General features: G+C 37.1%; 12 protein-coding genes. 6 read left to right on the top strand and 6 right to left on the bottom strand.

Annotation, left to right across the window (positions count from 1 at the left end):
* Positions 1-105 precede the first annotated feature (105 nt).
* Positions 106-1,731 (top strand): methyl-accepting chemotaxis protein, encoded by a 1,626-nt coding sequence (locus H592_RS0115660; RefSeq protein WP_028869595.1) that lies wholly within the window; start codon positions 106-108, stop codon positions 1,729-1,731.
* 259 nt (positions 1,732-1,990) lie between these two features.
* Here the strand turns inward: H592_RS0115660 and hflX are convergent, their stop codons facing one another.
* From hflX to H592_RS0115685, 5 genes are all read right to left on the bottom strand, one after another.
* A complete protein-coding gene (gene hflX / locus H592_RS0115665) occupies positions 1,991-3,352 on the bottom strand; it encodes a GTPase HflX (RefSeq protein ID WP_028869596.1) in 1,362 nt (453 codons plus the stop codon).
* 365 nt (positions 3,353-3,717) lie between these two features.
* Complete coding sequence (locus H592_RS0115670) at positions 3,718-5,298, bottom strand: BCCT family transporter (RefSeq protein ID WP_028869597.1); 1,581 nt, start codon at positions 5,296-5,298, stop codon at positions 3,718-3,720.
* A 481-nt stretch (positions 5,299-5,779) separates the two neighbouring features.
* Entirely contained in the window at positions 5,780-6,025 is a 246-nt protein-coding gene (locus H592_RS0115675; RefSeq protein ID WP_028869598.1) for a hypothetical protein, read from the bottom strand.
* Positions 6,026-6,193: 168 nt separating this feature from the next.
* Positions 6,194-6,616 (bottom strand): hypothetical protein, encoded by a 423-nt coding sequence (locus H592_RS0115680; RefSeq protein ID WP_028869599.1) that lies wholly within the window; start codon positions 6,614-6,616, stop codon positions 6,194-6,196.
* 17 nt (positions 6,617-6,633) lie between these two features.
* Entirely contained in the window at positions 6,634-6,948 is a 315-nt protein-coding gene (locus H592_RS0115685; RefSeq protein WP_051369207.1) for a hypothetical protein, read from the bottom strand.
* A gap of 260 nt (positions 6,949-7,208) precedes the next feature.
* Between H592_RS0115685 and H592_RS0115690 the strand changes: the two genes are divergently transcribed.
* From H592_RS0115690 to H592_RS0115710, 5 genes are all read left to right on the top strand, one after another.
* The gene (locus H592_RS0115690; RefSeq protein WP_028869601.1) at positions 7,209-7,601 is read left to right on the top strand and encodes an amidase family protein; all 393 of its coding nucleotides are present in this window, start codon (positions 7,209-7,211) and stop codon (positions 7,599-7,601) included.
* A 973-nt stretch (positions 7,602-8,574) separates the two neighbouring features.
* Positions 8,575-9,531: a TRAP transporter substrate-binding protein gene (locus H592_RS0115695; RefSeq protein WP_028869602.1), complete on the top strand. Its 957-nt coding sequence runs from the start codon at positions 8,575-8,577 to the stop codon at positions 9,529-9,531.
* Positions 9,532-9,599: 68 nt separating this feature from the next.
* Complete coding sequence (locus H592_RS0115700) at positions 9,600-10,079, top strand: TRAP transporter small permease (protein ID WP_028869603.1); 480 nt, start codon at positions 9,600-9,602, stop codon at positions 10,077-10,079.
* A 20-nt stretch (positions 10,080-10,099) separates the two neighbouring features.
* Positions 10,100-11,407 (top strand): TRAP transporter large permease, encoded by a 1,308-nt coding sequence (locus H592_RS0115705; RefSeq protein WP_028869604.1) that lies wholly within the window; start codon positions 10,100-10,102, stop codon positions 11,405-11,407.
* A gap of 298 nt (positions 11,408-11,705) precedes the next feature.
* Positions 11,706-12,653 (top strand): LysR family transcriptional regulator, encoded by a 948-nt coding sequence (locus tag H592_RS0115710; protein ID WP_028869605.1) that lies wholly within the window; start codon positions 11,706-11,708, stop codon positions 12,651-12,653.
* 157 nt (positions 12,654-12,810) lie between these two features.
* Here H592_RS0115710 and H592_RS0115715 read toward each other — a convergent pair whose 3' ends face one another.
* Positions 12,811-13,818 (bottom strand): zinc-binding alcohol dehydrogenase family protein, encoded by a 1,008-nt coding sequence (locus H592_RS0115715; protein ID WP_028869606.1) that lies wholly within the window; start codon positions 13,816-13,818, stop codon positions 12,811-12,813.
* Positions 13,819-13,870: the final 52 nt, after the last annotated feature.

The raw sequence follows: 13,870 nt of genomic DNA on the forward strand, positions 1-13,870 counted from the left end.
TACTTTTGTTATTATTTTTAATATTTAATGGCGATATCTTGAATTCCACACTAGGCTAAAGCGATTAAAATCATTCACTTCTTTCCATTTTCTGAGTAAAACTATATGACTATCAATTTACGTTTAATTATTGGTTTTGGCGTCGTTCTTTTAATGATGTTAATTTTGACAGTTATCAGCACATTCCGCGTTAATTTTATCGATGCTAAGATCACCGAAATGACAGATGTTAATTCAGTTAAACAACGTTACGCTATTAATTTCCGTGGTAGTGTTCATGATCGTGCTATTGCCGTTCGAGATGTTGTGTTTGCAAGGACCGAAAGTGAACTGAATAACGATATTGCTAATATACAAAAACTGGATAAATTTTATCAAGTATCTGCAGTGGCGATGCGCTCACAAATGTCATCTGAACATGTTAGCGCAGAAGAAAAACGTATTTACACTTCAATTAATCAAATTGAACAGAAAACCATGCCGTTAATAGAGCAAGTGATCGCCGCTAAACAAAGTGGCAACCTTGCATTAGCAAATGATCTGTTATTGAATCAAGCGAGAGGCGCATTTGTTGAATGGCTTGGTATTATCAACGAATTTATTGATTATCAAGAAGCGGTGAATCAGCAGGCCACTAAAGAAGTCCGAGAAGTGGCAAGCTCATTTCAAAATTGGATGATTATATTAACCAGCATTGCGATAGCGATCGGTTTAGCAGTTGCTTACCGAATTAGTTTCCAAGTGAGGCAATCAGTGGGCGGAGATCCTCAGGAAGCAGCTAAAGTTGTGGCCAGAATTTCAAAAGGAGATCTTACGGGACAGATCAACTCATGTTGTCCAAATAGCATGTTGGCATCGGTTGGTTTGATGCAACAGCAATTAAAAACAACTGTGAATAGCATTGTGGCTTCCTCGACAGAGTTATCTGAACGTGCAATATCAGTAACTGCTGGTTCTTTACAAGCATTAAATGCTGCTGATAAACAAGTTGTGCAAACCAATCATGCTAAAGATGATTTGGACTTAATGAGTTACAGTATTCACAATGTCGTTGATACCGTGAAGCAAACTGAAAGTAATTCTCAAGCCACGGTAGAGCTATCAAAACGAGGCCGAGAAGCAGTTCAAAATGTTGCTACTGAAATTGAAAAAATTTCAAGTACTGTGAAAGCGACGGTGACACAAGTTAACGTATTACAAGAAAGAGCTCGTGAAATTGGCGAAATTATTAACGTTATTCGCGGTATTTCCGATCAAACTAATCTTTTAGCTTTAAATGCAGCTATTGAAGCTGCCCGAGCTGGTGAAACTGGTAGAGGTTTTGCGGTTGTTGCCGATGAAGTTCGCCAACTGGCATTAAGAACAGGTGAGGCAACGGGGGAAATTGAAACCATGATTAATCAAGTACAGGGCGATACTCAAGCCTCTGTTACGGCAATGGAAACAACGGTACCGCAAGTAGAAAAGGGCTTAACACTGACTCATCAAGCAAATGAGTTATTGAATGATATCCAACGCCAGGCTGATGATTCGTTAGTTAAAGTATTAGAGGTGGTAGGTGCAACCAATGAGCAGGTTGCTACTATTGATAATGTAGCCAAAGGCATGGAAGAGATCACCTTAATGTCTAGAGAAACCAGTGAAACACTTAAAAGCAATGTTAACCAAGCTGAATTACTTGAAAACCTAGCTAAACGTTTGAAAAAAGATACTGACTATTTCACCGTTTAAATATATTTGAAGTGTAACTTCAGCAACACTTAAACGTAAATCAGAGATAGCTTAAACAATACATAAACACAGCTAAGTGATGGTTTATAGTATCTCTATTGTACCTATTCGCATTAGCATCAAACTATGTTGCTAATCATATTGCTACCTATTGTTAATAGGCAAATGGAAAGGCTTCAAGTAATACTGACTACTGATGAGCGGCAACTGCTACTTATGAAACTGCTACTTATATTGCAAAGCACTCAGTTAAACATGTTTAAAATGAGGATGTTTGTAACATTTTATGTAAACGTTCTAGTGCAATGGGGCTCGCTTTTAAAGTTATGCGAACACCATCTTCATTGTATTGCTCATCAGTTACCTGCATTTTGCTGTGAATTTCACCCATAATACCGGTCGCGGTATAAGGAATACTAAAGCAAGCCGCACACATCTTTTTCTCTAAAAAGTTCTGAATTTCTTGATGCACCATGGCAACATCTTTTTTATCACGAGTGCTTATTTGTAACGCGTTTGGATATTGTGTTAATAAGGTTAACTGCTGATCTTCAGTTAAACAATCCACTTTGTTCAAAAGTAATAATTTGTTACTAAAATCAACATCAAGTTCTGCAAGCACTTGGTCAACAACCGCTAATTGTGATTCGAAAAGTGGATCCGATGCATCAACCACATACAGTAATAAAGAGGCTTCTTTGGCTTCCTCTAAAGTAGAGTGAAAAGACGCGACTAAATCATGCGGTAATTTTTTAATAAAACCAACGGTATCGGAGATTAGAATTCGTGGTTGAGTCACTGGCTGTAAGGTTCTTACGGTAGTATCTAAAGTCGCAAAAAGCTTGTCTTCAACTAATACTTCAGAATCAGTAAGGGCTCGCATCAGAGAGGATTTCCCCGCATTCGTGTAACCAACTAATGCCACACATAATTGCTCGATACGGCCACTGCGTCGACCCTGCATCTCTTTTTGTAATTTCTTTAGTTCTTTCTTTAAGTCTGCAATTTTATCCCGAATACGACGACGGTTGATCTCAAAGGCTGTTTCACCTATCCAACGGCCTTTTTGGCGTTCTCGGTCTCCGCTATTTTCATCGCGTACTCGTGGTGTTAAATAATTAAGTCGTGCTATTTCTACTTGCAGTTTAGCTGTTCGAGTACGTGCATGTTTGCTGAAAATTTCGATGATGATACGCGTACGATCGTAAACCTCTACGCCTAATGCCGCCTCAACATTATGTAATTGATTCGGGCTCAATTCACAGTCAAATACAACGACATTGGCTTGTTTTTTTATATCGTCTGTTGCCAATAATTGGTTCAGTTCATCTTGGTCAAAATCAATACTTTCCAACTCTCTCTGATCTTCATCGTCTTCTATCAACTCACTGTCGTTAGTTAATGAGGCAAGCTCTTCTAATTTCCCTGAGCCTAATACCGATAACTTTTTAGTTGATTTTTGTCGTTGGGTTTTACTACCAACTACTTCAAAACCTAATGTATTTACTAGGCGCCCCAATTCAGATAAAGACTCATCAACTTCTTGTTGGGTCACATCGGGTGTGCGGATCGCAATTAAAAGGGCGCGGGTAATGCTTTCATCTGAGGTAGTAATTGACATGGAATGCTCATGACTTAAGGAGTTATAGTCACTATCCTACGCTGTTGTGTGGTGCAGTTATATTAATTTCGAGTATTGCTGTTGCTATTGACTAAAATGAAAAAATGAATGGCTATTTTGCTGATAGGGAATAAAAATAGCAGTGTAACAGTGTAGTGCGCTATAAAGCCCAGTACTTTGTAGAAAAGTACTCTATAGAAAAGTAATCTGGGAGAAAAATGATGTAAAAGGAAAGTACTATCAAGATCTTCATTGATAGTACTTAATTTCATTGCTAGTGGTTAGTATGGGCTTGCGCTAATATTTTAAACTAATCGCGATAGAGCAACAGGAGCTTTGCATTAGCAGCGATTAACTTGTGAACGTTACTTGTATAAAGCACGTTCACTATTTAAGCCTTTGATCAGACTCACACACATAATTAACAATACAAAAGTAAATGGTAAAGCCGTTGCGACAACTCCTGACTGTAATGCCTGCAGCGCTTCTTTACCACCAATCCACAGCATCACCGCGGCAATAGCACCTTCAGTTGTTGCCCAGAAAATACGTTGTGGCACCGGTGCATCAATTTTACCGCCAGCAGTAATGCTATCGATAACTAAGGAACCAGAATCAGAAGAGGTGACAAAGAAGATCAGAATCAATACAATTGATAATACAGAAATGGCATCACCAAAAGGTAACGAGTCATAGACATGGAATAAAGTTAATGAGATATCTGTTAAACCGTTAGCACCTAATTCACCGACTTTGTTAATCACTTGATCAATAGCAATACCACCAAAAATAGCCATCCAAATAATGGTCATAAATGTCGGCACAAAAATCACGCAAAATAGAAATTGACGAACAGTACGGCCTTTAGAAATACGGGCGATAAACATACCAACAAATGGTGACCATGAAATCCACCAAGCCCAGTAGAAGACAGTCCAGCCTTGCATCCAGGTCGTATCATCACGACCGTGCGGATTACTTAATGCAATAATATTCTCAGCATAAGCGATAAAGGTGTCTGGTATAGTCACAACAATAATATCGAAACCAACATAGGCAACAAATAAAAGCAGTGCAAATGCAAACATCATATTGATATTACTCAGTACTTTTACACCGCCTTCGATACCACGAATAATCGATAAAATTGCAATAAAAGTAACAAAAGCAATCACAATGAATTGCATGCCAAGGCCGCCATCGGTACCAAATACATGGTTGATACCACTAGTTGCTTGTTGCGCTCCTAATCCTAAGGACGTGGCTAAACCGAATAAGGTTGCTAATACAGCAAGAATATCGACAATATGCCCTAACCAACCCCATGCTCTATCACCAAATATAGGGAAGAAGACAGAACGAATGGATAAAGGGAGGCCTTTATTGTAAGCAAAAAAGGCTAACGATAATGCGACAATTGCATAGATAGCCCAGCCGTGAATACCCCAATGGAAAATGGTTGCACCCATCGCGAGAGATCTCGCTTCAGGCGTATAAGGTTCGACGTTAAATGGCGTTCCCCACCAATCAGTAAAGTAAGCCGTTGGTTCAGCAACTCCCCAAAAAAGGAGACCTATACCCATCCCTGCCGCAAATAACATGGCTAACCATGAAGGTGTTGAGTATTCGGATTTAGCGTCTTTACCGCCAATGCGAATTTTACCTAATGGAGAAACCATTAGTACTAATGAGAAGAGTAAGAAGAAGTTAGTCGCCCACATAAAGAGCACATCAAATTCTTTCATAATGCTATTTTTAACACTATTTAATGCTTCTTTAGCGGTGCCTGGTTCGACAAGTAAAGTCATTGCAATGAATAGGAAAATAAGCCCTGCACTGGTACCAAAAACAGGGTTATGAATATCAAATCCCCATTTTTGAAGGTTATCTTGACCGACCTGATAGTCAGTTGTCTCGATACTGTATTTTTGTTGTTGATTATCCATAATATTTTTTACTGTGTGCCTTAAAAACAGCGGTTAATTAGAAAGTAAATATAACGATCACGTATTTATTAATCGTTATTAAGCAGGTTATAAATTAAATAACAGTGCTTAATCATTTACTATTAGCAGACCCAAGTGTTCACTGTGGTGTCAGAGAGCGATAGTACAATGTAATGATTAAATGGCTAACTTATTTTGACTTATTCTTTTAACGTTTAATACTAAAGTGGGTTTGCATGATCAATAACTGCCTCTTTATGAGTTGTAAATGCTAACTCGCAGTCGATAAACAACGCAAGGGGACGATAAGCTATTCAATGACTACACGCCACTGCCAATTAAGTGAATGTTAATTCGTCATCTAATACCCAACAGTCATAATCGAATACCCATAACCAAAAACTAAAATCCCAAGAACCAAAAAAACAATACTAAATTGTTCCTTCATGTAGGTAATTAATAAATTGATTAAAAAAGTTGTTTATAGCTTCATTAACAGTTGTATTAAACTGGGTAACATTGATTTAGACGATGTATTGGGTTGGCTAACCATACCCTTTGCAAAACCGGCACCAAAGGAAGCCATCAGACCTTGTTTTGAGGCTAATAACGTATTGACATTATCTTTGGCGTCTAGGGTGGCTTGCTTATCTAAAATGCATGCGTTGAGATACTCTTGTTGTGTTTGCTGTACTGCATTTATTTCATCTTGAATAATAAATTTCATACTCTTTACCTGCTATCTTTTACTCGTTATGAGTTAAGCTCTTTTATCTGATAAGCGTTAGATGTTGCGCACGGTTCACTAATACTGGTTACTTATTAGTTGTTATTCATTAGTAGTTAACTAGTACGAGTAACTTGTTAGCTGTTAATTATGATTAGTTGCTAGTAGCTAGGTGTTTTCACTTATTACTTCAGTGATCGTTGAACGGAATCCAACTAATTTCCATATGCTTTTCAATTGCTTAAACAACCACCATGCTAATCCAGCATTGATTATTAATAACAATATAATAGGGACGCTTAGGGACAAACTCATATGGTAAATGAGTAAACCAAGCCCGATGTTTAATAGCATCCATACCATTGCTGTAATCACTACTAAGGTTAAGCTAATAGCAAATGATAATAAAATAGCGCTGAGGCTAAGTTTAGCCTCAGCAACAACTAAATTTTTTGAGGCGATTAGCTTGATTATTTTACTGCCTAATAGTGTCTCTAAACTGTCGAATGTCTTTTTAAATGACGCTGATTGTTCATCAACGTCACTATTAGGTTGTTGTTCAAACGTGTCATTTTGCTCTGGAATATCCATGCTAATCTACGCCTCGATTATTTTCTTTTTAATAGTGATGAAACTAGCATTCCTACTGTAAATGCAATACCTGCGGTCGCGATAGGGTTTTCACTTGCGTATTTTTTAACCGCCGACTGATTCCATTTATCTTCTATTTCACTTTGTTTCTTCGCTAATGTTTCTGAACTGCTGTGCGCGGTTTCGCGAATGGTTTCTTCTGCCGAACCCACTTTATCCGCTAAGGTATCCACTGAATCATGTAAAGTATCTTGTAACTTATCAGTAACTGGGTGATCTTCGTTTAATGTGTTTTTTAAATCAGCTTTAATTGCTTGTTTTGACTGTGCCATTTTTATTTTCCTCTTCAGTTATTGAAATATACAATATTGATTGTTTTATAATGTGTTCAATAAGGTAGTAGCAACTATCAGGCCGGATTTTTATCTTTTATTTATCAATTACTTATGGTTTTTATGAAGATTTTTGGGGTATTGTCAGTGTAATTTTTTCAGTATGATATTGTAAGATTTTCAAAAGCAAAATGAAGTTAGCTATTAGGTAAAGCTAATTTAGACCAATTTGCGACTGGGCTTGTTGGTGTGCGTAGCCCATGGGGGCGGTTAAAAATAGTTTTAATCCTGATTATATTTCTGGTGGTTCAAACCCTGGCAGCGCGATTGCTGTTGCTAATGGTAACGTGAGTTTCTCATTAGGTACGGATACGGTAGGGTCAGCTCGAGTGCCCGCTGCACTGAATAATATTGTAGGCTTAAAAGCGACCAAAGGATTATTGAGTTGTACAGTTGTTGTACCTGCATGTAAAAGTTTAGATTGTGTGACTTTATTAACGAATACGGTTGATGAGCTTAACCAGTTGTTAGCTATTACTGTTCAGCAAGGTAACAGTTGGGTCACTCGTTTTATTTGTGAAGGTTATGCAGTTAATGACGCGATCAATATTAGTGATTTAGGTAGTTGGCGTGCTTATGTTGCCTCAACGTAAAGATTAAATTAGCTTTAGAAGACGTTTCAATTAGTTACCTTTAATCACCTAATGTTACTCGTCATTTATTACTATTATTACTATTAATTCTATTTGTCATTAAAAAGGCTAGGAGTAGAGCTGCAACCTAGCCTTTTCTTATTATTCCTTAAACCTGTTTTTTATTCGCCTCATTATTATTAGCCTCATCACTTATTAATTATTCATTAATAATAATTGATGAACGGGTGTCGAAAATAACTTACTTCAAATAAATTCATGATTTCTATCCCACCTAACTCAACCTATTACTTTTTAATCACACCAGATTCCCCCTTAATAATTATTTGAACAGAGTTGAAACATGCTTGTTCAATGTTCAATGTTCAATGTTCAATGTTCAATGTTCAATGTTCAATGCTACTTGTTAATTAAATATGGGGCGTTGATTTTAGAGAGTTAAAAACAAAGTGTGAAACCTGACTATAATCAACTTGCTGGTTCGCTATATTTCCCTTTTAAGTGCCAGTTAATATTATTGTTTTTACGGCTAGTTGTAATACAACTAATCCTTATGTGTTGGTTTTTATGATAATTTTATTAAATGTAATTATGTTGTATCTAAATTAACGGTTGTTTAAAAGGCAGTCGATCAATTAATCGTTTACATATCACAAGAATATGTAAGTTGTTGTTTTTTATCTATTTACCCTGTGTTTATTATTGTTATTTTTTAAACGTTATTTTCGCTGAGTTATAAAAAACAAGCGAACAGTGATTAAGATCTAACTTTCAGATGACTAAGCGTGACCTATGTCATGTTGAAATATTTTCTTATTGTAATACTTAATGGGCTTTGTAAAATGCATTCATTGTTAATGAACACCGATACATTTTTAACAAAAATTTTTACCAAACATCGCAGTTGTAGCACATTTTCTTGATTGGAATGACGATTGCAAAAATTAATATTTTTAATAAGGAAGTGAAAATAATGAAAAAGATCTTATTACCTTTAGTAGCTACATTGCTACTTGCACCAAGTGCATATGCTAAGACACTAAACTTGGGGCATGCTATGTCTCTAGAAAGTGCCGCTCACCAAGGCATGGTTATCATGGCTGAGAAAGTTAAAGAAAAATCTGATGGCGACCTTACTATTAAGATTTTCCCAAATGGACAACTTGGTTCTGAACGTGATCAGGCTGAGCAAGTAGTAACGGGAGCTATCGATATGGCTAAAATCAACGGTGGTTTAGCAGAATCTTTCGAACCCACTTTTAAAGTTAATGCGCTACCTTTCTTATTTCGTGATGTTCCACACATGAGAAAATTCATGAGAAGTGAAGCAGCACAAGAGATGTTAGTTTCAAGCGAAGGAAAAGGTTTCATTGGTCTTACTTTTTATGATTCAGGTACACGTAGCTTCTACGCTAAAAAACCAATTAACTCTCCAGCAGATCTAGCCGGCATGAAAGTACGTGTTCCAGGGTCTCCAACTATGATGGAAATGGTTAATTTATTAGGCGGTAAAGCAACACCTGTACCATTCAATGAAGTTTACACTGCTTTGCAACAGGGTGTAATTGACGGAGCAGAAAATAATATTTCTAGCTTAGTTGAAATGAAGCATAGTGAAGTTGCTAAATTTTACTCTATGGATCAGCATATGATGACCCCTGATGTGATTATCATTTCAGAAAATAAATGGAATTCATTAACAGCTGCAGAGCAAAAAATATTAAAAGAAGCAGCTGCAGAATCTCTTGAAGAACAGATCAAAATCTGGGACGAAACGGATAACATGAACAAAGCGAAAGGCATCAAAGAAGGCGTAACATTTATCGAAGTTGATAAAGCCCCTTTCCGCGCAGCTGTTAAACCAATGATCGATGAAGCTAAAAAAGATTCTAAATTAGCGTACTTCATTGATAAAATTGAAGCACTTTAAATAAGTATTAGTAAAAATATAATTTTGCCCTAGCCTTGCTAGGGCAAAATCCTTCGAGGTATAACTACATGTTAACATCTTTCAGAAACCTACTTGATAGGTTGATTCTCTTTATTTCTTCTTTCGCATTAATGTTGCTAGTAGTAACCGTCACCTGGCAAGTCTTTAGTCGTTATGTGTTGAATGACCCAAGCAGCTGGACTGGTGAACTTGCTCGCTATACGATGGTGTGGCTTGGATTATTAGGAGCCGGTTATTTATTTGGTGTTAAAGGACACTTAGCGATAACGCTATTAGATGGCTATCTTAGAGGAAAAGCACATACAGCATTACAATTACTCATCAATGGGATCTCTTTTGCATTTGTCTCTTTAGCAATGCTTAAAGGTGGTATTGCCCTGATGGGAAGAACCGGCCAACAACTATCACCTGCGCTGCAACTACCAATGTCTACCGTTTATTCAATATTACCTATTTCAGCCGTTATTATTCTTATTTATTTGACATTAAATACGATTGAACTTTTTTGTAAACCTAACAAAAAATAAATTTTAAAAGGATTCATATTATGGACTTGTCCATTGGTGTTTGGCTGCTAGGCCTATTTTTATTCATGATTGCGATAAGCGTGCCAATTGCCATTGCTATTGCCATGTCATCTTTAACCATCATGTACTTCATTTTACCCTTTGATGTAGCAAGTATTACAGCCGGCCAAAAAATTATTACTGGTATTGATAGTTTCAGTTTATTAGCTATCCCTTTCTTTATTCTCGCTGGGAATATTATGAATGTCGGTGGTATTGCGGGGCGACTTATCAACTTAGCAAAGCTAATGGTTGGTTGGATCCCAGGATCTCTTTTACACGTGAACATATTTGCTAATATGATGTTTGGTGCAGTTTCTGGTTCTGCAGTAGCTGCCGCTGCTGCAGTTGGTAAAACCTTAGGTCCAGAACTAGAAAAGGAAGGCTATGACAAAAATTTAGCAACAGCAGTCAATGTTGCATCTTGTCCTGCAGGCTTACTGATTCCACCAAGTAATTCATTAATCGTATTTTCAGTCGTATCGGGTGGAACATCCGTTGCCGCACTGTTTATCGCAGGCTATGTCCCTGGTATTTTAATGGGATTAAGTTGTATGGTTGTGGCCTATTTTATCGCTAAAAAGAAAGGTTATAAAACAAGTGCTAATGACGGCTTCACAGCTAAAGATGTACTAAGAATTATTTGGCAAGCAACACCAAGTTTAGGGCTTATTTTTGTTGTTATTGGGGGGATTATTGGCGGTGTATTTACCGCAACAGAAGGCGCGTGTATAGCAGTGCTTTACTCTTTCACCCTGTCACTCTGTTACCGAACACTTAAGTGGTCACATTTCCCAATAATTTGTAAAGAAACAACACTGATCACCGGTATTATGCTGTTCTTGATTGGTGCATCAACCATTATGTCATGGGCAATGGCTTTTACAGGTTTACCGACGATGATAAGCGATTGGATGTTATCAATTTCTGATAATCCAATTATTATATTTATTCTAATGAATTTAATTTTGCTAATTGTTGGTATGTTTATGGACCTTACGCCTGCCGTATTGATCTTTACACCTATATTTATGCCAATTGCAGAGCATCTGGGTATGCATCCAATTCACTTTGCAATGATGCTTATATTTAATCTATGTATCGGTATTGCCACACCGCCCGTTGGTACAGCATTATTTGTTGGCTGTAGTGTTAGTGGCTCTAAGATTGAAGATGTTATAAGAAGTATTATGCCATTTTGTGCGGTATTGATTGTGACCTTATTATTAATCACTTTCATTCCTGAAATTAGCTTATTCTTACCGAGATTCTTTGGATTAATTTCTTAATCTAAAGGCTTAACCGAATCACTTGATTAAATGACTTAAGAAAGTACTTTAATAGATTAATTACTGTTCTATATGCCAACATCAGAAGCCTTATGGTGGGCTGATGTTGGCATTAAGTTAAAGTCTAATAAGCCAACTCCTGCCTTGTCCCATTCAATATTTTAGTCTCTCAGGTTTACTCTGATTATTATTTTCCCATAATACTTTGATCACTTATGGTGTGTGTCACACCGTGAATGGTAAGATATTAACTTTATAGATTTGAAAGTTATCCGTGATCCTTTGTAGGGAGTTTGAATTGTCAATTGCTAATCAGTTAATGTTATTTATCGATGTGGTACAACAGGGCTCTTTTGCTAAAGCGGCGTCTATTCATGATATGGATAACTCCTCATTATCGAAACAAATTAAAAAACTAGAAAGTACGCTAGGTGTGCAATTGTTGAATCGCTCAACACGCTCATTTTCTTTGACTTCTGCCGGAGAAGAGATTCTGCATCAAGCTCATATTATGATGGATACGCTGGATGATATGAAAAGTATTGCTGATTCCTATCAAGTTAAACCGAAAGGCATGTTACGTATTACTTCGGGTATGTTTTTTGGGCAACAATATATTCAACCTGCGATTAATCAGTTTATGCAGCAATACCCAGAGGTAAAAATTACATTGATGTTAGATGATAAACGCAGTGATATTATTGCAGACCACTTTGATTTAGCCTTTAGAATTGGAAAATTGGATGATTCCAGCATGATCGCCAAAAAAATTGCCAATACACATTTTGCGTTGGTTGCATCTGACTGTTTTATCTCGCGTTATGGGGTGCCACAAACACCTGAAGCGTTAATTGCTTTACCTGCGGTTATTTACGGTAATGGTGATGTCAGCTTAGATCAAATCAAAATAAGTGAACAAGCACACAGCGATATTCAGAAAACATTTAAAATGCGCGGCAATTACAAAGTGAGTGATGTTAGGGCTATGATGGAAGCCGTGCAAGCTGGACTAGGTTATGCCTTGATTGATCTTTTTAATTTAGAAAAATCGATTGCAGAGATGGGGTTAGTTACGTTGTTAACTGATTATAAACTATCGAATATGGACACCGCTATTTATGCTTTATACCCACATCGTAAACAAACGCTACTGGTCAGTGAGTTTATTAAAACAGTTCAAAACTATATCGGTGAGCCTGCTTTCTGGGTTGATCATATTCCTAATTATAAACAGCTTTATAAATAAACTCTGCTCGGGATAATGGTGCATTTTGCTTTGGTTATCTGGAACAGAGGTTAAGATTATAACGGCGCAACTAAAACAATATAACAACCTAAATACTAGTCAATAAAGCGCATAACATGCGCTTTATTGTTAAAAAGTATGATTAAAGTACTTGTCCTTAAAAACCTTCTAAAACAACTTTACCTTTTGCAGTTTGCGTTTCAAGGAACTGATGCGCTTTACGTAAATTAGCAGCATTAATTGATCCTAAATTTTGACCAACTGTGGTTTTAATTTGTCCATTATCGATCATATTTGCGACATTATTTAAAATTTCATACTGTTTCTGCATATCATCTGTTTTGAAGATTGAACGTGTAAACATCAGTTCCCAGTGAACCGAAACCGCTTTAGTTTTAAAAGGTACGATATCTAATGTCGCTGGATCATCAATTAAACCAAACTTACCTTGAGGTTTAATGACTTTTTCAATCTCAGCTAAATGCTGCTCTGTATTATTTAAGCTAACAACATAATCGACATTTGCTAAACCTTTTGCTGCAAACTCTTCGCTTAACGGATTACGGTGATTAATGATGGTATCAGCACCTAAATCTTCTAACCAAGAAATAGTTTCTGCACGTGATGCCGTTGCAATTATTTCAAGTTTTGTTAGTTGTTTTAACAGCTGTACCATGATTGAACCGACACCGCCGGCTGCACCAATCACTAGAATACTTTTAGATACATCATCTTTTGCCACGTTAAGGCGATCGAATAACAACTCCCATGCTGTTAGGCTAGTTAATGGCAATGCAGCCGCTTCACCGTAAGATAACGTACTTGGCATACCACCAACAATACGTTCATCAACGAGATGGTATTGTGCGTTACTACCTGAGCGAGTGACATCGCCAGCATACCAAACCTTATCACCAGGCTTAAATAAGGTAACGTTTTCACCCACGGATTTAACTACACCCGTCGCGTCATAGCCTAATATTTTGTATTCACCGTCAGGAGCAGGGGCTGTCTGACGAATTTTAAAGTCAGCAGGATTTACCGAAACAGCTTTAACTTCAACCAGAATATCCTGTCCCTGTGCAATAGGCGTCTCTAATTCTATATCTTGTAGAGATAGCTCATTTTCTACGGGTAAATTTTGTTGGTATCCAATTGCTTTCATGTTTAATCCTCTTCAGTTTAATGAGTTACGCTCGTGAGTTAAGTTAATGGAG

The organism is Psychromonas arctica DSM 14288 (genome assembly GCF_000482725.1).
GTDB classification, from domain to species: domain Bacteria; phylum Pseudomonadota; class Gammaproteobacteria; order Enterobacterales; family Psychromonadaceae; genus Psychromonas; species Psychromonas arctica.

Coding starts and splice junctions, on each gene's coding strand:
- H592_RS0115700 (WP_028869603.1), top strand. CDS start 9,600: ATGTTAACATCTTTCAGAAACCTACTTGATAGGTTGATTCTCTTTATT.
- H592_RS0115675 (WP_028869598.1), bottom strand. CDS start 6,025: ATGAAATTTATTATTCAAGATGAAATAAATGCAGTACAGCAAACACAA.
- hflX (WP_028869596.1), bottom strand. CDS start 3,352: ATGTCAATTACTACCTCAGATGAAAGCATTACCCGCGCCCTTTTAATT.
- H592_RS0115715 (WP_028869606.1), bottom strand. CDS start 13,818: ATGAAAGCAATTGGATACCAACAAAATTTACCCGTAGAAAATGAGCTA.
- H592_RS0115695 (WP_028869602.1), top strand. CDS start 8,575: ATGAAAAAGATCTTATTACCTTTAGTAGCTACATTGCTACTTGCACCA.
- H592_RS0115670 (WP_028869597.1), bottom strand. CDS start 5,298: ATGGATAATCAACAACAAAAATACAGTATCGAGACAACTGACTATCAG.
- H592_RS0115705 (WP_028869604.1), top strand. CDS start 10,100: ATGGACTTGTCCATTGGTGTTTGGCTGCTAGGCCTATTTTTATTCATG.
- H592_RS0115680 (WP_028869599.1), bottom strand. CDS start 6,616: ATGGATATTCCAGAGCAAAATGACACGTTTGAACAACAACCTAATAGT.
- H592_RS0115660 (WP_028869595.1), top strand. CDS start 106: ATGACTATCAATTTACGTTTAATTATTGGTTTTGGCGTCGTTCTTTTA.
- H592_RS0115690 (WP_028869601.1), top strand. CDS start 7,209: ATGGGGGCGGTTAAAAATAGTTTTAATCCTGATTATATTTCTGGTGGT.
- H592_RS0115685 (WP_051369207.1), bottom strand. CDS start 6,948: ATGGCACAGTCAAAACAAGCAATTAAAGCTGATTTAAAAAACACATTA.